Origin of the sequence: Candidatus Arthromitus sp. SFB-mouse-NL, assembly GCF_000709435.1 — a bacterium.
Classification (GTDB): Bacteria; Bacillota; Clostridia; order Clostridiales; family Clostridiaceae; genus Dwaynesavagella.
In genome coordinates, this window is the sequence record NZ_CP008713.1 from 950,357 (window position 1) to 973,866 (window position 23,510).

Genomic DNA, 23,510 nt, shown 5'->3' on the forward strand with positions numbered 1-23,510 from the left:
TTTGTTTCGATATTGCCATATTTACATTTTTTTTTGATAGTTATATAATTTAATGGATTACCTAATTAAACAAGGAGCAAGAATTTACTAGGAGGAATATATGTCAAATAATAATTCTAGCAATAGTTCAAACTTAAATAACGAAGACAAAAATAGTGAAACTATTCAGAATAATATTAATAATAAAAGCAGTAAAAAAACAAAAAAAATTATTACAACGTTTCTAATTTTCTTATTAGCTATATTTTTAATTGGTGCTATTACTGTTTTTGGATTTACTTTTGCAATAATTAAGACTTCTCCTCCATTAACTATAGAGGCCGTTACTGATCTTGATCAAGCATCACAACTCTTTGATGCTGATGGCGAGTTTATGGATGAAGTATTAAAAGCTGAAAAAAGGTATGTAATTTCATTAGATGAAATGCCTCTTCAATTACGGAATGCATTTATCGCTATAGAAGACGAAAGATTTTATCAACATTCAGGGATAGATATACAACGTATAATAAGTGCGGTAATAACTGATATTAAGAAAATTTTAAATAAACAATCAGGATTGCATGGAGCTTCTACATTAACCCAACAAGTTATTAAAAATAATATTCTCACTAATGAAGTATCTGTGGTTAGGAAAATACGTGAAATTTATTTAGCCTTGGAATTAGAAAAACAAATGTCAAAAGATCAGATATTAGAAATATATTTGAACACAATATTTGTTGGTGGTAATGCTTATGGCGTTGAAGCTGGCGCATTACAGTATTTTTCGAAAAATGCAAAAGATCTTACACTTGCACAATCTGCATTCTTAGCTGGATCAACACAACATCCTACAAAATATTATTCGAGTGCTGTAAACTCTGAAGATAGTCAATTTTATAAAAATAGAGCGATAACAGTCTTGAATAAAATGCTCGAGCTTGGATACATTGGTCAAGAAGATTATAATAAAGCGGTTGAAGAAATAAATACTGATAAAATAGGCTTTGATATTAAAAAAGTTAATGATAGTTACAATTATGAATGGTTCGCAAGACCTGTGGTTGAAGAATTAACTAAAGATTTAAAGGAAGTTTACGGATATACTGATGAAGAAGTAAAACTTCACTTGAGAAATGATGGACTTAAAATTTACACTACAATGGATAAAAGTTTACAAGACCATGCTCAATATGTACTTGATAATGCAACAAGTTATATAAATTTAGCTGAATGGACAGATGAGAATGGTATAATTCAACCCCAAATGTCTGCCGTCGTTATTGATTTTAAAACTGGTCATACTAAGGCAATTATTGGTGGACGTGGAGATCAAGATGCTAACTCATATAATAGAGCTGCTTCTGATAAATTTTTGCGTTCCATCGGATCAACAACAAAACCATTAACAGCTTACACTCCTCTTATTGACTTAAAATTAGGTCATGCTGGAACAGGAGTTGAGGATTCACCTCTATCTAAAGAATTATCTTCAAAATATGGTGGCTGGAATCCAACAAACGAAGTTAAAAATAATTTTATAGGATACACAAATGTTAGATACTCTCTTGAAAGATCTATTAATTTATCAGCCATAAAAATAGTTGATAAAGTTGGAACAAAAAATGCACTAGAGTATGGTCAAAAATTCGGTTTACATTATAATGAAAATTCAAAAGATAGCATTGCAACATTAGCTTTAGGTCAATTTAATAATGATCCTAATAATTTAGATGGCGGTAACCCGTTAATTTTAGCTTCAGCATTTAGTGTTTTTGCAAATGGTGGTATTTTGACTGAACCTATAACTTATACCCACGTTGTAGATAAAAATGGTAAAGTAATATTAGAAAATAAACCAGAAAAAACCCAAGTCGTTTCTCCTGAAACTGCATATATAATGTACGATTTATTAAAAGGTCCTGTTGAAAGATATTCTTCTAGACCTGCTAAATTCGGTGATATACCTGTGGTTGGTAAAACTGGTACAACTGAAAATATCAAAGATTTATGGTTTGCAGGTACAACTCCTTATATGGCTGCCGCTATATGGATTGGAGCAGATAAACCTACAGAACTTACGGATAAATATGGTAAAAAACCTTTTAGTGGATCTACAGCCAGTGCATTATTCGGTAAGATCATGGAGAAAGCACATGAATCTCTTCCACCTGTAGAGATTCCAAGACCTGAAAATATAGTATCAGCAAACATTTGCAGTGTATCTGGACTATTGACTACTCAATATTGTGCCTCTGATCCTAGGGGAAGTAAAGTTTATACAGAGTTATTTATAAAAGGTACTGTTCCAACTCATACTTGTGACGTACACGTTCCTGTAACTATTAACTCTTTAACAGGAGCAATAGCTACAGCAAATACTCCTGAGTATCTAAAAGAAACTCGTGTGTTCCTAAATAGAAAATACACTCCTAGCGTATATTTGAGTGACCAAAAGTACGTTGCACCCAAAGTATACGATAATGGATCATATGAATTACCTGACAACGACGACAATTTAAATCAAGACGGAGTAGATCCAGATGAAGAATGGTTTGAAGATGAAAATAACACTCCAACCACTCCAGATGACAGTAATACATCAAATCCAGATAATAGTGATGCATCTGACAATAATACAATACCACCTATAGATAATAAGCCTCCTATAAATGATACAGAAACAGACATAGATGATCCACCATTAATTGAAGATATTCCTATCCTTCCTGATTTTGAAAATTCGAATAATGGTAGTTCTACGATAACTCCTTCTCCTCCTGGAGATGGAAATGGTTCTGGTTCTAATAACAGCACAGAAGTGCCACCAAATAATGATAATAATAATGAAAATACAGATAATACTAACAATGGTAATGGCAATACAAACAACAATGAAACTACTATTCAACCTCCATCTACACCAGATAACAATGATACTTCAAATGGGACTGAGATAGATAATGTTGAAAATGAAAGTCTAGATTCAGCTGATTTTGATTTCGGTTAAAATTTAAATTAAGGAGATTAAACAAATGAAGATAACTATAAAATATTGTACTGTTTGAAATCATCTTCCTAGAGTAGTTACTCTATTGAATAAAATACTAGATGAATACAAAACTAATATTTCTAATTTTGAACTACTTCCATCTGTCAATGGTGTATTCGATGTATTTATAGATGGTGCGTTAGTTTTCTCCCGTAAAGCTATTAATAGGATGCCTAATGAAAATGAAATTGAAGATTTAATCGCATCAAAGATGTAAAAAATTAAAAAGACCACATAACAGATTACAACCTCTGCTATGCGGTCTTTTTTATGTTTATTAAAGCAATATTTAATTTTATTATATCTGAAAAAATTTAACTTGTATTTTATTTTCAATATTTATAACTGCTAAACTTATTGGAAGGGAAAATCTCTTTGGACCAAAACTTCCTGGATTTAAAATCAATGTATTGTTTATATATTTTTCTGATGGATTATGAGTATGACCATGTATAACTATATCATAATTTATGTATTCCTCATTCATATAACTTAAATCATGTATAACATAAACATTAAGACTATCATTTATATTTAATTTTTTATTATCTGGGTATTTATTATGATCTAAATTAAAATCGTTATTTCCACTAACTGCCTCAACTTTACATATAGTTTCAAGCTCATATATTGTGCTTTCCTTCACTATATCTCCTGCATGAATAATAAGATCACAATCTCTAAAAAATTCATAAACTTCTGAGCGTATTAAACCATGTGTATCAGAAATAACCCCAATATTTTTTACCATAATATCTATATCCTCCTAAAAACAAAAAACTCCCATATTAACTTATAGGGAGTTTTTTGTGCAAATATTAATTTTTCTTCCACCATTTTTTTGAATTCTTCTTAGCATCCAACTTACTTCTTAAATATGGAATATTTTCATCAAATTTTGATGCTCTTTCTTCAAGCATTTCTAAAGTTTTATAATACATTGTTTCTTGTAACAATTGTTCCCTATCTTTCTCCATAAGAAATTGACTATTTTCGATTATAGACATCAATTTTTTAATCTGATTATCTTTCTCCTTAATCTGTTCTGTAAGAAGATTTATTGACTCATCTGGATTTTTTTTATCTAATAAAGATTCTTCATTAATATGTAAAGTCTCATCATCAATTTTAGAAGAATCAGTTGTAATTTCTATCTGTTCAATCTCAGGTTCATCTCTATCAATAATATCATTTGATGTTTCAATATCTTTGCACATTATATCAGTTAATATTTGTAATCCTGACTCATCTAAATATGTTTTTTTACTCTTGTAAATGATGCTTTCATTAAGTTCCTTTGTTTTCCTTAATTCTTCATAGATGTGTTTTTCTGACACATTAAATTTTTGTGATAATTCCTTAATGCTATACAATTTTTCCAAAGCCATTCCCCTTTTGTCCCATTTTTTTCCATAACTATATGTTCAATTATATAATATCCAAAAAATTTTTCAAATAATAATAATAAATATTTACATTATTTTAACTGTTTTAGATGAATATTTTTATTGTGTTTGTATCGAATATGCTTTTACAACGTTACTCAATAAATTAGTTACTGTTAATAATCCAACTCCACCTGGTACCGTTGTTATTTTTGAACACTTCTCTATGCAATCAAAAAAATCTACATCCCCACATAATTTATCATCTACAAAATTTATACCAACGTCTAAAATAACTGCATCATCTTTAATAAAATCACTTTTCAAAAAATTAGGCTGTCCTATACCAATAACCACAATATCTGATCTTAAACATATCTCTTTCAAATTATCAGTATAAGAATGACACACTGTTACAGTTGCATTATTTTGTAAAAATAAATGCATTAATGGTTTACCTACCAAATCACTTCTATTAATTACTGCTACATTTTTACCAGAAATCTCTATATTATTATGCTTTAATATTTCTATAACTCCTTGAGCAGTACATGGAACTAAACAATCTTGATTATTATAAAGTTTTCCTTTATTAACAATTGAAAATCCATCAACATCTTTCATATACAATATAGAATCATTTATAACTTGTGAATCAATATGTGATGGTAATGGAGATTGAACAATAATACCTGTTACATTATCACTTTCATTCAATCTATGTATAATTTTTAGCAATTCATCTTGACTCACTTTTTCATCTAGCTTTATCAATTCTGATTCAATTCTACATCTCTCACATGCCTTTAATTTGTTGTTAATATATGAATTACTTGCAAAATCATCACCAACTTGTATAATAACCAATCTTAATTTTAAGGAATTTTCCAATATAAACTTTGCTATACCTACTTCTTTAAGATCTCTATATTCCTTGCAATTAAGAATCTTATAAGAATAATCCTTCATGAACATCACCTCTTAATAATCATATAAAAATATTTTTCTAAACTCAAGTTTAAATAAATATAAAATCATACAAATCATTCTTTCCTTGGGTAATCAAACTATCTCTAATATGCTCATAATTACATTTGTCCACTATAAAAATATAACTTTTTCCCAAATCAGCAAACTTATCGTTAGTATATTCATAAATAATTGAATCTCCAATCTTAATATTGTTATTTTTTAAAATTTTGTACAATGTATTTGAATATTTACTCTTACCAACTATACATACCTCTCTATTTTTTATATAAGATTGTAAAAATTTAAGTTTAGATTTTAAAATCTCCTCATTATATTTTTCATTTAAATATTTTTGTTTATGAACAAATTCCGAATCAACCCTATTTAAATAAAATCTCTTTTCTATTATACCCACTTTAAAATTTTTACTTATCAAATTAAATATAAAATCTAAATCTTCAGAAGAATTGAGATTAATATTATACTTAACCTCTTCAAATATTTTTGCCCTACACATGAAAGTTCCATGACATATCCTGTGACCATTCAAAAACTTTATTGAAGGATTTTTATCATCAATCTTAAAATTAAATATATCTTCACACAATTTGACATCATCTTTATTCTTATAATCTGTTAACTCAACTTCAACAAAAGATCCAACCAATCCAACATCACTGTTTTCTTTTAAATATTTAAGTTGCTTTTCAATACGATCTGGAAATGAATAATCATCTCCATCCATCCTAGCTATATAATCACCTTTTACATATTTAAGTAACTCATCAATTGAGTTTGCAACTCCTTTATTATCTCTAGAAACCAATCTTATATTTTTATTATGCATAGCATAATTTTCAATAATTGAAAGAGAACTATCAGTAGATCCATCATCCAAAATCAGTAATTCAATATTTTTATGAGTTTGATTTAAAACACTTTCAATTGCACCAGATAAATATTTTTCATTGTTATATACAGGCATTATTATAGAAACCAAAATATTTTTCAACTTTTATACCACCCTTTTATTAAACGAATTATTATAGAACATTATTATTATTTATCAATAAAATATTTATATACTAAATTTAAATATCAAGAAGGAGCAACTAAATGAATTTTTCAATTGATATAAGGGGATCTCATTTATATCATGGTACTGGAATAGGAACTTACACGAAGAATTTAATAACTCATTTACTTAAAATAGATAAAGAAAATTTCTATAATCTAATGTATTGCGGAAATAATTCTACTCAATTTAAACAATTAAACTCACAAATACATTTCATATCAAGAAAACATAGCTCGTATTTTGAAAAAACTTATATACCAAATTTGCTATACAAAAATAATTTATCGCTCTTTCATATGCCACAAAATGGGATTGGATATAAAGATCTCATCTTGTCAAAAAATTTTAAATCTATAGTAACTATTCACGATCTAATTCCTTACGTTCTTCCTCAAACAGTCGGAAAATCATATTTAAAAAACTTTCTAAAACAAATGCCATATATAATAGATGAAGCATCTGCAATAATAACTGTATCAGAATACTCAAAGCAGGAAATCATAAGATTTTTTTCAGTTGATCCTAATAAAATTTTTGTTACTCCTCTTGCTACAAACAAAAATTTTAGACCTCTAGATATTTCATATTGCAAAAATTTCTTAAAAAATAAGTTTGGTATTGATTATGATTTTATTTTATATATTGGTGGATTTAGTAAGAGAAAGAATATATATAATCTAATCTCAGCTTTTAAAAAAGCTTATAAAAATTTTAATAAACCACTAAAGCTCGTACTACTCGGAAAAATAAGAGAAGAGTTCAGAAATTTAACAAAGATAATTAGGAAAGAAAATCTTGAAAATGATATTATATTTACAGGATTTGTTGATGAAAATGATTTACCAATATTTTATAATGCATCGCAATTTTTTGTGTATATTTCTTTGTATGAAGGATTTGGATTACCACTTCTAGAAGCAATGAGTTGTAGAAAAGCAATACTTAGCTCTAATGTAACTTCTATACCAGAAGTAGTTTGCAATACTTCATATCAAGTTGATCCACATGATACTTTAAAAATTTCAGAATCCCTATGTAAATTATCAAACGATGATAATCTAAAAATTAAACTTGGGGAAAAGGCATATGCACGATCGAAAATTTTTTCATGGGAAAAATGTAGTTATTCAACTCTAAAAATTTATAAAAGTTTATATAAAATATAAATTAATTTATGTATAAAAAAGTGAAATGCTCTTAAACATTTTGCTTTTTTAATTTAAATATTTTTCATTACAGTGGATATAATATTCTTCAAACAAATTTCAAAGGAGCTTAAGTAATGAAATTATTAAACAAAATTTTTATAATGTTATCTATACTATTTATTCTAAGTCCAATTCCATCAAAAGCTTTAGAAGATTCCCCAAAAAAATATGTGTACTTAACATTTGATGATGGTCCAACAAAAGGAAATACTCCTAGATTACTCGATGAACTTGAACGTTTAAATCTACCTGCTACATTTTTCGTCGTTGGAAGTTTGGTTAAAGAAAATCCAGAAGCAATGAAAAAAATGGTCGATAATAATCATTCGATAGGACTTCACACAATGTCACATAATAGAAACAAATGTTATGGATCACATGAAAGTTTCATTAAAGAGAACTCAGAATTGAGAGATTTGCTTAGAGAAAGATACAATATTGAATGCAATATTATAAGATTCCCATTTGGATCACAGAATTCATATCTAAGAATGGATAAAGTATTCGTGGACAAATTACATAATAATAATTTTAAAATATTTGATTGGCATATAGATACAACTGATGCACTAAATCCCAATAAAGGACCTCAAGAACTCTTAAACATATGTAAAAGGCAGTACGAAAAATTTTACAAAGATAATTCGAACATAATTATCTTAATGCACACAAACTCAAATAATGATAACACAATAAAATCTCTTGAAGGTATCAAAAATTATTTTGTGGAGCTTGGCTATGAATTTAAATCCTTAGATGATAATTCAAAAGAACTATATCATATAAAATAAAAAATCGAAACGTAGCATAGTTGATAAAAATATCGACTATACTACGTTTTTTATTATTTAAATTATTAAATATTGAAACATGTTAAACAGATAACCAACAGTAATAATTCCTATAATACAAATTATAACAAATACTCCTAACAACTTTGGTTTTATAATTTTTTTCAACATTATAAGTGAAGGTAAACTCAAAGTAGTTACAGCCATCATAAAACTAATAACCGTACCAAGCTGTGCTCCTTTTGCAATCAAAGCTTCTGCAAGTGGTATCATACCAAAAATATCTGCATACATAGGAACACCCACTAAAGTTGCAAGAAATACCCCAAATGGATTATTATTCCCAAGAATCATCTGAATCCAAGTTTCTGGAATCCAATTGTGTATAATTGCTCCAATAGCAACGCCTATCAAAATATATACAAAAACCTTTTTAAGACTTTCAGCAACTTGCCTCTTAGCAAAAATCAAACGATCTTTTAAGGTAAAAACATATGATCCAATATCTAAACTCTTTGAGTTATGAATAAATTCTTCTATATAATTTTCCATATGCATTTTATCAATGATTGTACCTCCAACTACAGCTATGATAAGTCCAACTACTACATATAAAATAGCAATTTTAACTCCAAAAATACTTGTTAATAAAACTAGACTTGCCAAATCAACCATTGGAGATGAAATAAGAAATGAAAAAGTTACACCAATTGGTAATCCAGAACTAGTAAACCCAATAAATAATGGAATAGATGAACATGAACAAAATGGAGTTACAGTTCCTAAAAGTGCTGCAATAATATTTGCTCCAATACCACGAAAACGTCCAAGAATTCGTTTAGTTCGTTCTGGTGGAAAATAACTTTGAATATATGAAATTATAAAAACTAAAAAGCATAATAAAATAGTAATCTTAATCACATCATAAATAAAAAACTGAACACTACTACCCAAACGTGATTCTATATTTATTCCTAAAATATTCATGCCCTTACCTATAAAATCATTCAACCATTTCATTCCAAGTAATTGATCTTGAATAAAAATCCAAATAGAATTTAAAATATTCATAAATAATCCTCCAATTAAATTGATATATTTAAAAATATCGAAATATTATACAAAAAAGTAATTCTTATATATGAATTACTTATCATTAAAATAATTAGCGTTAGTAACATTTAACTGTTGCTCTAACAATTTTTTCACACGTTTTATTCCATCAAAATTAAGAGAATAATAAACCCATTTTCCCTCCTTACGTCCTTTTACAATATCAGCATCACAAAGTAACTTCATATGATGTGAAAGTGTTGATTGTGTAACACGTAAATAATCTAGTAAATCACAAGCACATTTTTCTCCTACCCTAAGTTGTTCCAAAATTTTTAAACGATTTTCATCGCAAAAAGCTTTAAATACCCTAACAATATCATTGTATGAATTTGCCATTTAATACCATCTCACACTCATCTATTAAATTTATATACTCATTATATTTATATATTTAAATTTGTCAATATGTTCTATAAAATTTTATAACAAATAAATAAAAACAACCACACAAAACCAAAGTATGATTGTTTGTATTTATTAAAATTTATGTATTAAACAAACTAACTAAATTTCTATATTCATTCTCTTGTTTCATTCGATAAACCACTTCATCTATTGAACTTTCAGTACTCTTTCCCTCTTTTTGGAGTTTGTCTATCACAGATACCCAATACTTTTTACCCTCTTCATCTGAATCTCTCAAAAGAACCATTTCATAAATACTCGATACAATATCATTATTTGATCCTTTTAGAGTTAAAAGTTTAATATTTTGAAAAGATTCTAAGTCTAAAGAAATTTCATTCAAAACATCAATTCTATCTTTCAAATCACATTTAGAAAGATCTATTTGAGCTATTGACCAAATTAAATTTACACTTTCTCTAATTTTATCTTCATTAAAATCATTATGTTCTTTTCTTACATATTTCTCAATCTTATCATAAATTATCTTATCTTCATCACTTAATCGTGATCGCTCAACTAGTAATACACTTAAAGATAATTTAAATAATTCTGCATCCGCTCCAACTAATTTTGGATTTGCTGTAGTCAAAATACTTACTATTTCGTCTGGTGTTAAATCAAATACTTCAGACCCTCAATTAAACTTTCTCCATCTTCATGTGAACTTGTAATAAAAGCCCAATATATATTTATCCTAATTCTTAATTCTTCATCAGAATAATTTTTATTTTTTGAGTTATATATCTCAGATATTTTTTTCAAACTTTCATTATAAATATTTCTAGACTCACTATCCATAGAATCTAAATCTATTTTATCTATATCATCTAAAAAATCTTTAAAACTTTTAACTGATATAAAAATTTTTGGTTCTATATTCTTATTAGCTTGTACAATAACGCCACTAGTATTAACTAAAGATGATAGAGATAATAAAACAGCAATAATAAAATTCAAAACTTTATTCTTCATATTTCCTCCTAAACATTATATATAACAGAAAGTATATCATATTAAATCAAAAAATTCTTTAAATAAGATCTTAAAAACTAGATTATACACCTTCAATAGCTTGTTACCAACGGAACTCACAATAAAACAACCTAGTGAACTTAAGCTCACCAGGTTGTTTTAGAATCGATCTGTTTAAATTAAATGTGGAGGCACCAGCGGGATTCGAACTCGCGAATAAAGGTTTTGCAGACCTCTGCCTTACCACTTGGCTATGGTGCCATATATTTATATCATATTACAAAATCTAAAAATGGTGACAAGCACCATTTAATTTTTTTTGGTGGCTAGAGCAGGAATCGAACCAGCGACACGAGGATTTTCAGTCCTCTGCTCTACCAACTGAGCTATCCAGCCACAGCATAACTACAGTAATTTGGCGACCCAGAAGGGGCTCGAACCCTCGACCTCCGGCGTGACAGGCCGGCACTCTAACCAGCTGAGCTACTGGGCCAACTACTAAGTAAGTTTTAACTAACACTTACTGGTTAATTATATAATTAATTTGTTTAGTTGTCAACTGTTTAATACATTTTATTATATAAATTTTCCAAATCACCTTTATTAAATTTATATTCGCGCTTACAATAATCACAAATTATAGATTCATCCTTACCTTCATCTATTATATTTCTAAGTTCAAGCTTTCCTAAACTTATCAAAGCTCTCTCAACCCTATCAATCGAACAATCACATTTATAATCTATAGCATATTCATCTAAAATTTTAAGCCCCATATCATCAAACATAAAATTCAAAATATCATAAATCGTTTCTCCATTTTGAACACGATTTAACGCATTTCCTAAATCATCAAATCTATACGCTATTACATCAGCGAGCATATCCTCAGCTCCAGGTAACATCTGAACCATCAATCCCAATGAATTTTTAACACGTCCATTCATCTCCAAGTCTATATCAACAGAAATTGCTGTAGGTGTCTGTTCAGATAAAGTATAATAATACGCCAAATCATTACAAACATCAGATCTATACAAAGGAACTTTGCTTATATATGGGTTTTTAAGCCCTAAATCTTTTGTAATCACTAAAGATCCACTTCCAATTAAATCACTTATTTTTAAACTTTCACAAAAAGCATCAGAATTTGAAATATATCCCTTAAGTGTTCCATCTCCTCGTGTGACCGCTGTCATATTCTTCAAAGGTCCATTTCCATCAAATTTAATTGTGATGGTATCATTTAATGCTTTATTTGTTGATGAAATCATAGCAGATGATAACATTAATTTTCCAAATGCTATCATAGTAAGTTCATTTAAATTATGTATTTTCTTCACTGTATTTAATAAATCTGTAGAAGTAATCGCAATTATTCTTACAGTTCCATTCTTAGCAACAGCCTTAATAATTTTATCTTCCATAAAAATACCTCATGATAATATTAATCATTTTCTATTCTACAATGTATCAAAAATATTTCAATAAATACAATAAAAAAACACCTGTATATAAACAGATGTTTAATAAATTAATGCAAATCCATTTGAATCAGCTGCCATTTGTCTTTCAACCATGGCTCTTGTCTCTGGTTCTAACTTTTTAAGATCTTCTTCTGTAACCTTTTTAAATATAAGCACAGTTCCTTCACCTTTTTCTATTATTTCATGATTTCCATCTGCACTATATTTAAGTTTAGTTCCTTCCGCTAAAGTAATAATTTCACCATCTTTATAAACACTCTCTTCAGTTGTATTATTATTACCCATATTAACTTGCGGTTTCCTATTTCCTGTTTCTCTCTCAGGTTTAGTTGTATTTGAATCCCCAACAGCACTATTATTATTATTATTTTGATTACCACAAGCTGTGAATGATGTTGATAACCCTACAAATACTGCTAATGACAACAAAATATTTTTAATTAATTTACTCATATGTATTCTCCTCACGTTTTTAAAAAAATAGAACCATCCAAACTAAGAGTTAGATGATTCTATGTTTTGAGTTTTTATATAAATTTATTCATTAATTTTAAGTTGGAGCAGTATTTGCTTATTATTTCTTACAACCAAAACAGTCATAGTATCTTGTACACTTTTCTTAAGCTCATTTATTTGTTCAATAGAAGTTATCTTTGTCCCATTAAACTCAACGATAACATCTCCAGGCATTATTCCAATTTTATCTGATAAGGATCCTCTTTCAACTTCAACAACAAATACTCCAGATGAAACTCCAAATTTAACTGATGCTTGATCAGTTATATTAACACCAGAAAGCCCAAGAGTTATAACTGGTGTGCTTAATTCTTCGAGTTTAAGTTTTGCAATATTTATTGGAATTGCAAATCCAATCCCTTCAACACCTTCAACTGCAATTTTTGCACTATTAATGCCTACTACCTCTCCTTTTAAATTAAGTAGTGGACCTCCACTATTTCCAGGATTAATTGCTGCATCTGTCTGAATAAACGTTGAAATCCCATTACTTGTTTCAACTTTTCGTGATAATCCACTTACAATACCAACAGTTGCACTTCCACTAAATGTCAAATTAAGTGGGCTTCCTATAGCAATTACCCATTCACCAACTCTTGTATTATCTGAAGATCCAAGTTGAAGAACTGTTGAACTTTCAAATCCTGGTGTCGTAACCTCTAAGAGAGCAATGTCATTAACCTTATCTGTATTTATTACTTTTGCAGTAACTTTTTGACCATCATGAAGTATTATATTAACATTTGATGCATTAAGAACAACATGTTGATTTGTTAAAATCTTAGTAGGAGTTATAAAAAATCCACTTCCTATACCGTTAACCTGATTAATTCCATTATAAGAATTTACAATAGAATTAATACTTACTGTAACAACTCCTGGACTAACTGCATCTATAACATCTGCGATACTACCATAACTAGGTATCATTCTTTCTTCTAAACTTGATGTATTAGATAAAAGTTCAGTATTATTCGAAACTTGAAGTTTACTATATACGCTTGTACTAAAAATAAACGTACCAAATAATACAACAAATGCCACTATTAAAGACATAAATGATCTAAAATTTCTCTTTTTCAAATTCCGTACACCCCTTTTTCTCAAAAGTTAAAAAATTCTCATAATTATTAAGTATTAACTAAAACTAATAAAAAAATCTATCTATTTAAAATAATTTTTAACTATTGTTTTAATGAGATGATTAAACAAACTACATACTACTTTTTAATATTTCTCTAACATCATCACGAACTAATTCAACATATTCGCCTATTTTATCATTTATTGGGAATGTATTCTCTACCAAAATTTCCAAACTATCTTCTGTAATGCCACATTCTTTTAAAGATGTTTGTACTCCAATGCTTTTAAAAAATTCTTTAAACTTATTTGCAACCATATGACAAAATTCAATATCTGTTAGTTCATCTTGATCAAGATTAAATAATTTTTTGCCTAATTTAATAATTTTATCTGGCTTTTTAGTTGCTACATACTTCATCCAATTTGGAGTAATTATAGCAAGTCCAACTCCGTGAGGAATATCAAATATCCCACTAATAGAATGTTCAATCTCATGAGTTGCCCAATCTCCACCCGCAACAGATAAAGTTCCATTCAATCCAACAAATGAAGTATACATCATAGCTTCTCTCAATTTATAATCATCTAAATTGTCTAAAAGCTTAGGTGCTATCTCCATCATATATGAAATAGATGATTCACAAAATCTATCAACAAGTTCTGCATTTTCTTCAGCATTAAAATATTGTTCTAACAAATGAGATATAGTATCAACGATACCATTTATTGTTTGATTACATGGAACACTAATTGTATATGTTGGGTCTAATATTGAAAAAACTGGAAAAGTAAATGGCCTATGAGCAAATCCTACTTTTTGATTATTCTCATCATTTGTTATAACGCTGTTAGGATTCATTTCTGTACCCGTGGCAGACAAAGTTAAAATAGATCCCAAAGGTATTCTATCTACAGGAAACTCTTTTTTTATTATTAAATTCCATACATCTGTATCACTTTTTGCTCCAATAGAAATAGCTTTGGATGCATCAATTACACTTCCACCTCCAACAGCCAAAATAAATTCAACATTTTTATCTCTGCATATTTTAATACCATTTCTTACGCTAGAAAGTTTTGGATTAGGTTCAATCCCACTTAACTCATGTATTTCACAATCTAACTTTTCTAATATAGCTCTAACCTCATCATATAAACCATTTTTCTTTATACTTAAAGAGCCATAAGTCAATAATACCTTAGTTCCTTTCTTGATTTCATCATTTAGAAATCCTATCTTCCCACGTCCAAAATAAACTTTAGTTGGATTATGAAATGTAAAATTCATTTAATCACCTCTTTTTAATACTCATAAGTAAATTATAACCTATAGTAAAGCAAAAAAACAGATTGAATAAATCAATCTGTTTTTTTATAATATGTAATTACTTATTCCACTCTAAAATGGATTTCTTATTATCCTTATTTTCTTCATTTTTCGAAGTCAATTCGATGTTGAAAGGAACAAATACATATATACCTTTTTCAATTTCTTGTAGCTCGGCATTTAAAACATAACTTGCCCCACATAAAAAATCCAACATCCTATATGATATTTTATTATCTAATGAAGTTGTATTAATTAAAACAATTTTTCTTTCTTTTAAATCTTCACAAATACCTAAAACATCACTATAAACGACAGGCTTAATAATCTTCATTTTTGTGTCACTATAAAATCCATCATTCCCCCCTTTATTTACTATAGATTTAAAATTAGTAACCTTTCCGTAGTCATTATTTATATCGCCCTTAACATCTACATCTTCATCAGAATCGTCATCAAATTCAAACTCGCCATCTTTAAGTCCAAAGAAACCCCAAACCTTATCAGCAGCATTCTTTAATCCCATAAATACTCCTCCTTAATTACAAAACTAACTATACAAAACTAAAAATTACTATAAGTTCTTAATTTATTGTTATCCAATCATGTGAAATATATTTTAAATTAAACAATAACATTTTTTTAAGGTATTTTCTGTGATTCCTGTAGTATTATGGAAATACTTGATTTTTAACTTAACATAAACTTTTAATCACATTTTTAAAATGTTTAGGAAGACTCGACTTAAATTCAATATATTTATTTGACGTAGGATGAATAAAACCAATGAGCCTAGCATGAAGCAACTGACCATTTCTATAAATATTTTCATTCTTAATTCCATAAATAGGATCTCCAACCAAAGGAAAACCCAAATGACTCATATGAAGTCGAATTTGATGAGTCCTGCCAGTGTGCAATTTACATTTAACAAGAGTGCATCGTCTATATCTTCTCAAAACTTTATACTCAGTTATTGCCTCTTTTCCTTTTTGTACTACAGCCATCTTAATCCTATTTTGGGGATTTCTACCAATATTTGTTTTAATCAGACCTTCTGATTTTTTTATAACACCGTGAACAAGTGCCACATATTCACGTCTAATTGAATGAATCTTAAACTGCTCGCTCAAAAATTTATGCGATAAATCATTTTTTGCTACAACTAAAAGTCCTGAAGTATCTTTATCAATTCTATGTATTATTCCTGGTCGCTCAACTCCATTTATAGAAGACAAATCTTTACAATAATACATAAGAGCATTAACTAATGTATCTTTATAAATATTTTGTGCAGGATGGACAATCATTCCTTGTTCTTTATTAACAATAATAACATCACTATCTTCATAAACAATATCAAGAAATATATCTTGTGCTAATATATCAAGACGCTTAATATCAAAATCTAAAATTGAAACTACATCACCAATTTTCACTTTATATCCAGACTTAATGACCTTTTTATTAACAAGTATCTTTTCATCGCTAATAAGTCTCTGAATAAAACTTCTAGTATAAGATTCACCTAAATAATCTAAAACAAATTTATCAATTCTTTCATTTAAATTATTTTCATTATCAATAATAATTTCTTTCATACATATCTTCCTAATTTTTATATAAACAAAAAGCACCTAATGAAATAATCACCTAGGTGCCAACTAAATAAAATCAACTCTCACTTATAAAAAATTTCTTAATATTCTCAAGATCGGAATCAACATCTTGCGATGTTTTAAGTCTTGACGATACATTTTCATGTTCAAAAGAATTATCATCAAGATTTGTTTGTACAGTAACATCATTTTCATTAGATATTATTTCTGTATTATCTTGCTCTATTTCTTTATCCTTAAAAGCTATCCCATCATCTTCAGAATTTGCTTTATCCCTAACATTATTCAAATTATAATTCTTAATAAAATCTTTCTCCAAATCTTCAAAAGTATCCATTTGAACAGTAATAAAGTTTCTAAACTTCGCTCTAAATTTTACAAATTCCTGCTTAAGCCTATCATATTCTTGAGTTATAGAAACAACATCTGTATGAGCTTTATCCAAAATTTTCTTAGCAGAATCATTTGCATGCTTAATAACCATATCAGCTTCTTTTTGAGAAGAAATTTTCGCCTGCTCAGCAGCATTTTGTGCTAATAATAAAGTATTTTGAATAGTTGACTCAATTTTTGAATAATGCTCAATTTTTTCATTCATAGCATTAATCTTCTCTTTAAGAAGAGAATTCTCCTTAAAAAGCTCCTCATAATCTTCAACAATCTGATCTAGAAACTCATCTACTTCTTCAGGGTCATACCCCCTAAGCATTTTTCTGAATTCTTTATTTGTAATATCAACCGGAGTTATCTTCACGCTCTTCACCTCAAATAATAAATTTAAATAAACTTGTCTACAATTATCTTATTTTTATTTTTAGATGTACTTCCTAAACTCTCTTTAAATTTAAATTTACCAAATCCAGCTATAACGATTATATCATTTTCACAAACTTTCCTATCTGGATTTGATTCAAAAATTCCATTTATCTTAACTTTACCTTCTTTTACAATAGCCTTTGCTTTATCCCTAGAAAGATTTATCAAAGACGATACTATATTATCAATACGAAGTGACGATACAATTTTATATAGAATTTCGAATCTTTTCTGAGGTAACCTATTAAATAACTCGACTGTAACATTAACTGGAGAATGTCTAACTTTTGTTAAATTTTGAACTATATAATTCACAAAATCACTAACTACCGGCGTATAAACACAATTACCTTCTATAACTAAATCACCTATTTTTTCTCTAGAAAATCCTAATGACATAATGCTTCCTAAAAAATCCCTATGTGATAATTTGCTAAATTTATCATTGTAAGATATCTTTACCACCTTCGCAGCATTATCAAAAATCGAAACGTCAATACTTGCTAACGAAAAAGCAATTAAACATCTCTCAGCATCATCAGAAAAACCATAACCCGAAACATTAAGCTCTTTGCTAGATAAAAAATTTTTAAGAGTGTTGCAAACATTAATTGTATAAAATTCATTTGTAACAATCGTTCTTCCACTTTTCAGTGCCGATACATACAACGAAAACAGCTTGTCTGCATCTTCAATAGAATTACCACAATTTTTTATAAAATCATTCTTAGATAACAATTTTTACTTCGCCCAACTAAACAAACTACTCTTAGTTTGTATTTCTTTTTTAAGCTCATTAGTAACTTCAACATTTGAAGGAGCCAATATGTAAATTGATTTTTCAACCTCTTGAAATTCAGCATCAAGAGCATAGCTTGCCCCACATAAGAAGTCAACTGTTCGTTGAGCAACCTTAGGTTCTAAAATTGTTGCATTAACGATAACTATTTTTCTATTTTTTAAGTCATCACAAATGCCTAACACTTCTTCATAAGCAACAGGTTTTATGATAGTCATTCTAGCCAAACTATTTCCTGTGTGTAAGTTAACAACCTTACCATTCAAATTTTGTGATTCCATTGTATTATTTTGTTTATTCATTGAAAAAATCTCATCATCATTATTTTGTTTAATTTCCTTTTCTAAGGAATCCTCATATTCATCTTTCAAACCAAAAAAGCCCCATACCTTTTCAGCTGCATTTTTTAATGCCATACTATCTCTTACCTTCCCCCATAAATTTTCACATTGTTTAGTTAAAATATTCTATAAAAGTTCATAAAATCCTTCTTAAAAATATAGAAAATTTTTATATTATTGAAGCGAAACAACAGGATGACTTTTAGTTCTAACATCAATATATCCTGTCATTTTATTATATCCTTCATTAGAATTAATAGTATTTATAGCAATATTTAATTTTTGTCTAAGATCTGAATTATTTCCTATCTTAATTATTATATTTTTATATCCTATAACAACGTTATAAATATCTGTTAAATCAATATAATCAAATTTTATATTCGTTTTATTTAGCTTAAGTAAACTGCTCATGTTTTTAATCCAATCTAATTCTCTACTACCATCTTCAAACAATTGATCTCCAATATTTAAGTTTCCTGAAAATTCAATTCCCTTTATTTCTAAAATTTCAAAATCTTCTTTATAATCCAACACATCAACTAGCACTGAATTTGAATCAAATATGTAAAATGAACCATTAAAATAAACATAATAATCTATAACTTTTTCCTCAAGAATAATGTTTAATTTATTTGGAAACTTTTTCTTGTATGTAACACTCTCAACATATTTATTTTGCCTTAAAGTTGTAAGATTCTGCTCTATAGAATGAAATAGAAGATTTTTATTATATAACATATTTAGTTCTTGCTTTACATACTCCGGAGATAAAAGCTTATTTCCACTAACATCTATATACTTTATATTAAACAACGGTGAATTAATTAAAACTAATAAAAATATCACAAATATTAAAAATAATAAGATAATTCTTCTAATTAAAAATATTCTTCGTCTTCTTATCAATCTATTCTTATTTATTATTTTCTTATCCATATAATATAAGTTTACCTCGTATCGCTACCATTTGACCCTATTTCTAGATACATTTAAAAGAATTCCAACGGCTGTCATATTAAACAACAATGATGACCCTCCATAACTTATAAATGGAAGTGGAACTCCAGTAACAGGCATAGTACCAGTAACAACAGCTAAATTTATAATTGCCTGTATTGCAATAACAGATGTTATTCCCATTGCAAGTAATGTTCCAAAATTATCTTTACATTTTATAGCAATAACAATTCCTCTCCATATCAAAATTGCAAATAAAAATATAATTATTAACCCTCCTAAAAATCCTGTTTCTTCTGCTATAACTGAAAATATAAAATCATTATGTGGTTCAGGCAAATAATAAGCCTTTTGTCTAGACATTCCAAATCCTAAACCTAAAAATCCTCCAGAACCTAATGCTAATAATGACTGAATCAATTGATATCCATCTCCCCTAGGATCTGCCCATGGATCCATAAAACTCATAAGTCTCTTCAATCTATAAGGAGCTGCAAGTATAAGAGTCATACCAGCTGCAAGACCAATACCACCTAACGTAAAAAGATGCTTCTTTTTAGCCCCCGATACTGTTATAAGAATAAATGCAACAAACATTATAACAGATGTTATGCTGAGATTCTTTTCGGCAAGAACAAGTCCTGCAAAAATTCCGGCTACCATAAGTGTTGGAAACACTCCTGACCAAAATTTCTTTATTTCATCCCCTTTCTTATCCAAACTCCTCGCAAGATATATAACTACAACATACTTTGCCATTTCAGATGGTTGAAGCGACAAAGGTCCTAACTGTATCCATCTTTGAGCTCCATTTATTGGAGGAAATAAGAAAACCAACAATAAAAGTATTATTGTTATTATCATCAACGTTACAACAAGTCTTGGATTTCTAAATTTATGGTAATCCCACCTTATAAAGAAAACTATAGATACAGCACCCGCAAATACAAATATCAATTGTCTTTTTAAATAATACATACTATCTTGAAGTTCATTGGCAGCCCTATAAGAACTTGCACTATATATCATTATCGCCCCAATAGCAACAAGAAGTATTACGGTATAAAATAAAATGTAATCAATCTCACCATCTGCCTTGTTTAATTTAAAAAGTCTAGATATTCTAGTACTTTTAGGATTCAATTCATTTTCGTTATTTTCCATACAAGCGTCATTCCTTTCACAGCATTAAAAAAGACAAAATGCATGCTATTAATGTAATTGTACCGAACACATAAACAATTTTGTTTTCGCTCCAACCCAAATGTTCAAAATGGTGATGTATAGGTGCCATCTTAAACACTCTCTTCTTCGTTAACTTGTATACTAAAACTTGAATGATAACGGATAATGTTTCAATAACATAAATAATTCCTACAAAAATCATTATAACTTCAATTTTAAATATAAATGCGATTGCTGCAATCGCTCCACCCAGAGCAAGAGATCCTGTATCACCCATAAAAACCTTGGCAGGATTGACATTAAATATTAAAAATGCCATTAATGCTCCAACAAGTATGAATGCAAAAATGCTTAAATCAATTTTCCCAATCATAAATCCAACTACAAACAAAAACAACAATACAATTATTGATACAACTGTAGCTAGTCCATCTAATCCATCTGTTAAATTAACAGCATTAGTTACACCAGTAAAATAAACAAACAAAAACGGTAAATAAAAAAATGATAAATTTATAGTACTATTTAAAAATGGAATATATATCATCCTAAAGTCTTGATAATCTTTAGTGGTAAAATATATAGCCAAACTTATAATAATCAATAATGCCATCTTTTGATATGCTCTTAAACCCAAATTATTTTTTCGTAAAATCTTTAGATAATCATCCAAAAATCCAACAAATCCAAAAGATAAAAATATACCTAAAGCTATAATAACTTCATTAGAAAATGTCCCAACATAAATTATTGAATATAAGATCGTAACTATTGTTGTAGCAACTATAAAAATTAAACCACCTATTGTTGGTGTTCCTTGTTTTTTTAAATGGGATTGTGGTCCCTCTTCTCTTATACTTTGTCCATATTTCATACGATGTAAAATTGGAATTAAAATTTTGCCTAATATGTACGCTAAAACAAATGAACAAATCAAAGGAAGAACTAATAATACTAATATTTCCATAAATACGCCTAAACTTATACAGCCATATAAGTTTAGTCCCTCCCTTTCATTTCTTAAAATATATTTTTTATACTCTCAACAACTCGCTCGAGTTTAGCTGATCGAGAAGCTTTAACAAGCACAGTTTCATTCCCATTTAAGATGCTCTTTATATTTTTTTCAAACTCTTCTACATCCTCAAATAAAAAGCAATTTTCTTTGCTATTAAAATTAATACAATACTCATTTCTATATTTCCCAATGGCTATCAGTTTATCTGATCTACCATTAACATACTCAGAAATTTCTCTGTAATATTTATCTGCAAACTCTCCGATCTCTGCCATATCACCTAAAATACATACTTTTTCATTTTGGTATAAAGAAAGTATATCTAATGCACTCTTAATAGAAGTTGGACTCGCATTATAACAATCATTTATAATCGTAATATCTTTATATTTAATTATCTCCTGCCTCATACTAGCTGGAGTTAATGAATCAAATTTATTTCTAACAACATCCATGGGAATATTAAAGATTTCACATAATTTAAACGCGATAAGAGAATTTAGTACATTATGTTTACCATTGATTGGCAATGCAACTGTTTCATTCTTTCCATTATATAAAACATCGAATTTAATCTTATTTAATGATATTTCCTCATTACTCGCATACATATCACATTCTTCAGAAAATCCGATCCTACTGACTATAAAATCTGACGACTGAACTGTCTTTAATAAATCATCCTCATTATTTACAATTAAAATATCATCTTGATCAAAATAATTTACTATCTCCATTTTAGCTTTGAATATATTTTCCTTCGTTTTCAAAAACTCTATATGACTTACTCCAATGTTTGTTATAACCCCAATATGTGGCCTTAAAATACTCACTAAATGATCAATCTCACCCATCTTGTTCATTCCAACTTCAAATACACCAATTTCAGCATCATCATCGATATTAACAAGGGACATAGGCATCCCCAAATGATTATTAAGATTTCCAAAACTTTTATAAACTTTATAATTTGAAGATAAAAAATCATAAATCAAATCTTTTGTAGTCGTCTTACCCACTGATCCTGTTACAGCTATCAAATCTATATCTAATTTTGACCTTACATAAATAGCAAGATTATTAAGTGCCTCAAGTGTATTGTCAACTAATATAATGGAAACATCATAAGGATCAAATTCTTTATCAACAAAATAATTTCTATCAATAATACAGAGCTTAACTCCTTTCTTTATTGCATCAAAAATATACTTATTACCATCAAAATTTTCTCCTCTTATTGCCAAAAATATATCTTGATCATTTATAGTTCTAGTGTCGATCGATATCTTATTAAATTCACGATATGTACCTTTAATTAGCAAATCCCCAAAGACACATTTAACAATTTCCTCAATATTAAGAGTCATTCTTATCACACCTTCAAAATAAAAT

General features: G+C 28.3%; 24 protein-coding genes, 3 tRNA genes and 1 pseudogene. 4 read left to right on the top strand and 24 right to left on the bottom strand.

Going from position 1 to position 23,510, the window contains the following annotated elements:
• Positions 1-100: 100 nt before the first annotated feature.
• Together SFBMNL_RS04615 and SFBMNL_RS08210 are read left to right on the top strand one after the other, a co-directional pair.
• Positions 101-2,992: a transglycosylase domain-containing protein gene (locus tag SFBMNL_RS04615; RefSeq protein WP_005806079.1), complete on the top strand. Its 2,892-nt coding sequence runs from the start codon at positions 101-103 to the stop codon at positions 2,990-2,992.
• Between the two features lie 76 nt (positions 2,993-3,068).
• Positions 3,069-3,251 (top strand): annotated as a pseudogene (locus SFBMNL_RS08210) (Rdx family protein); the annotation flags it as partial.
• A gap of 81 nt (positions 3,252-3,332) precedes the next feature.
• Here SFBMNL_RS08210 and SFBMNL_RS04620 read toward each other — a convergent pair.
• From SFBMNL_RS04620 to SFBMNL_RS04635, 4 genes are all read right to left on the bottom strand, one after another.
• On the bottom strand, positions 3,333-3,785 hold the full coding sequence (locus tag SFBMNL_RS04620) for a metallophosphoesterase family protein (RefSeq protein WP_005806075.1): 453 nt from the start codon (positions 3,783-3,785) through the stop codon (positions 3,333-3,335).
• Between the two features lie 67 nt (positions 3,786-3,852).
• Positions 3,853-4,422, bottom strand: coding sequence for a hypothetical protein (locus SFBMNL_RS04625; protein WP_005806073.1), 570 nt, complete (start codon positions 4,420-4,422; stop codon positions 3,853-3,855).
• Between the two features lie 117 nt (positions 4,423-4,539).
• Complete coding sequence (locus tag SFBMNL_RS04630; RefSeq protein WP_005806071.1) at positions 4,540-5,388, bottom strand: bifunctional 5,10-methylenetetrahydrofolate dehydrogenase/5,10-methenyltetrahydrofolate cyclohydrolase; 849 nt, start codon at positions 5,386-5,388, stop codon at positions 4,540-4,542.
• Positions 5,389-5,437: 49 nt separating this feature from the next.
• Positions 5,438-6,403, bottom strand: a complete 966-nt coding sequence (locus SFBMNL_RS04635) for a glycosyltransferase family 2 protein (protein WP_042294685.1) — start codon at positions 6,401-6,403, stop codon at positions 5,438-5,440.
• A gap of 104 nt (positions 6,404-6,507) precedes the next feature.
• Between SFBMNL_RS04635 and SFBMNL_RS04640 the strand changes: the two genes are divergently transcribed.
• Together SFBMNL_RS04640 and SFBMNL_RS04645 are read left to right on the top strand one after the other, a co-directional pair.
• Positions 6,508-7,635, top strand: coding sequence for a glycosyltransferase family 4 protein (locus tag SFBMNL_RS04640; protein WP_005806067.1), 1,128 nt, complete (start codon positions 6,508-6,510; stop codon positions 7,633-7,635).
• Between the two features lie 116 nt (positions 7,636-7,751).
• A complete protein-coding gene (locus SFBMNL_RS04645; RefSeq protein ID WP_042294686.1) occupies positions 7,752-8,468 on the top strand; it encodes a polysaccharide deacetylase family protein in 717 nt (238 codons plus the stop codon).
• 57 nt (positions 8,469-8,525) lie between these two features.
• Here the strand turns inward: SFBMNL_RS04645 and SFBMNL_RS04650 are convergent, their stop codons facing one another.
• The 20 genes from SFBMNL_RS04650 to SFBMNL_RS04740 all read right to left on the bottom strand — a co-directional run bounded on the left by SFBMNL_RS04650 (position 8,526) and on the right by SFBMNL_RS04740 (position 23,485).
• On the bottom strand, positions 8,526-9,539 hold the full coding sequence (locus tag SFBMNL_RS04650; RefSeq protein WP_042294687.1) for a permease: 1,014 nt from the start codon (positions 9,537-9,539) through the stop codon (positions 8,526-8,528).
• A gap of 75 nt (positions 9,540-9,614) precedes the next feature.
• Positions 9,615-9,920 carry an ArsR/SmtB family transcription factor gene (locus SFBMNL_RS04655; protein ID WP_042294688.1) on the bottom strand — a complete coding sequence of 102 codons (306 nt, stop codon included), beginning with the start codon at positions 9,918-9,920 and terminating at the stop codon, positions 9,615-9,617.
• Between the two features lie 148 nt (positions 9,921-10,068).
• Positions 10,069-10,581, bottom strand: coding sequence for a hypothetical protein (locus tag SFBMNL_RS08470; protein WP_242838735.1), 513 nt, complete (start codon positions 10,579-10,581; stop codon positions 10,069-10,071).
• A gap of 23 nt (positions 10,582-10,604) precedes the next feature.
• Entirely contained in the window at positions 10,605-10,964 is a 360-nt protein-coding gene (locus SFBMNL_RS08475) for a hypothetical protein (RefSeq protein WP_242838736.1), read from the bottom strand.
• A gap of 186 nt (positions 10,965-11,150) precedes the next feature.
• Positions 11,151-11,225: transfer RNA gene (locus tag SFBMNL_RS04665), tRNA-Cys, on the bottom strand.
• 59 nt (positions 11,226-11,284) lie between these two features.
• A tRNA-Phe gene (locus SFBMNL_RS04670) sits at positions 11,285-11,360 on the bottom strand.
• A gap of 20 nt (positions 11,361-11,380) precedes the next feature.
• Positions 11,381-11,457, bottom strand: a tRNA-Asp gene (locus SFBMNL_RS04675).
• 70 nt (positions 11,458-11,527) lie between these two features.
• The gene (gene hslO, locus SFBMNL_RS04680) at positions 11,528-12,391 is read right to left on the bottom strand and encodes an Hsp33 family molecular chaperone HslO (protein ID WP_005806059.1); all 864 of its coding nucleotides are present in this window, start codon (positions 12,389-12,391) and stop codon (positions 11,528-11,530) included.
• Positions 12,392-12,490: 99 nt separating this feature from the next.
• On the bottom strand, positions 12,491-12,904 hold the full coding sequence (locus SFBMNL_RS04685; protein ID WP_005806057.1) for a hypothetical protein: 414 nt from the start codon (positions 12,902-12,904) through the stop codon (positions 12,491-12,493).
• Positions 12,905-12,988: 84 nt separating this feature from the next.
• The gene (locus SFBMNL_RS04690; protein ID WP_005806055.1) at positions 12,989-14,050 is read right to left on the bottom strand and encodes a S1C family serine protease; all 1,062 of its coding nucleotides are present in this window, start codon (positions 14,048-14,050) and stop codon (positions 12,989-12,991) included.
• Between the two features lie 130 nt (positions 14,051-14,180).
• Positions 14,181-15,341: an iron-containing alcohol dehydrogenase gene (locus SFBMNL_RS04695; RefSeq protein ID WP_042294689.1), complete on the bottom strand. Its 1,161-nt coding sequence runs from the start codon at positions 15,339-15,341 to the stop codon at positions 14,181-14,183.
• A gap of 97 nt (positions 15,342-15,438) precedes the next feature.
• Positions 15,439-15,906, bottom strand: coding sequence for a cell division protein SepF (locus SFBMNL_RS04700; RefSeq protein ID WP_005806052.1), 468 nt, complete (start codon positions 15,904-15,906; stop codon positions 15,439-15,441).
• Positions 15,907-16,075: 169 nt separating this feature from the next.
• Positions 16,076-16,981, bottom strand: coding sequence for an RluA family pseudouridine synthase (locus tag SFBMNL_RS04705; RefSeq protein WP_042294690.1), 906 nt, complete (start codon positions 16,979-16,981; stop codon positions 16,076-16,078).
• A 73-nt stretch (positions 16,982-17,054) separates the two neighbouring features.
• The gene (locus SFBMNL_RS04710; protein WP_042294691.1) at positions 17,055-17,753 is read right to left on the bottom strand and encodes a DivIVA domain-containing protein; all 699 of its coding nucleotides are present in this window, start codon (positions 17,751-17,753) and stop codon (positions 17,055-17,057) included.
• Between the two features lie 23 nt (positions 17,754-17,776).
• Positions 17,777-18,553 carry a YlmH/Sll1252 family protein gene (locus SFBMNL_RS04715; protein WP_042294692.1) on the bottom strand — a complete coding sequence of 259 codons (777 nt, stop codon included), beginning with the start codon at positions 18,551-18,553 and terminating at the stop codon, positions 17,777-17,779.
• A gap of 3 nt (positions 18,554-18,556) precedes the next feature.
• A complete protein-coding gene (locus SFBMNL_RS04720) occupies positions 18,557-19,030 on the bottom strand; it encodes a cell division protein SepF (RefSeq protein ID WP_005806045.1) in 474 nt (157 codons plus the stop codon).
• 99 nt (positions 19,031-19,129) lie between these two features.
• Positions 19,130-19,894, bottom strand: a complete 765-nt coding sequence (locus SFBMNL_RS04725) for a cell division protein FtsQ/DivIB (RefSeq protein WP_007440456.1) — start codon at positions 19,892-19,894, stop codon at positions 19,130-19,132.
• Positions 19,895-19,918: 24 nt separating this feature from the next.
• Positions 19,919-21,079 carry a stage V sporulation protein E gene (spoVE, locus tag SFBMNL_RS04730; RefSeq protein ID WP_005806041.1) on the bottom strand — a complete coding sequence of 387 codons (1,161 nt, stop codon included), beginning with the start codon at positions 21,077-21,079 and terminating at the stop codon, positions 19,919-19,921.
• Positions 21,080-21,095: 16 nt separating this feature from the next.
• Positions 21,096-22,067 carry a phospho-N-acetylmuramoyl-pentapeptide-transferase gene (gene mraY, locus SFBMNL_RS04735; protein ID WP_005806040.1) on the bottom strand — a complete coding sequence of 324 codons (972 nt, stop codon included), beginning with the start codon at positions 22,065-22,067 and terminating at the stop codon, positions 21,096-21,098.
• Between the two features lie 53 nt (positions 22,068-22,120).
• On the bottom strand, positions 22,121-23,485 hold the full coding sequence (locus SFBMNL_RS04740; protein ID WP_005806038.1) for a UDP-N-acetylmuramoyl-tripeptide--D-alanyl-D-alanine ligase: 1,365 nt from the start codon (positions 23,483-23,485) through the stop codon (positions 22,121-22,123).
• Positions 23,486-23,510 lie beyond the last annotated feature (25 nt).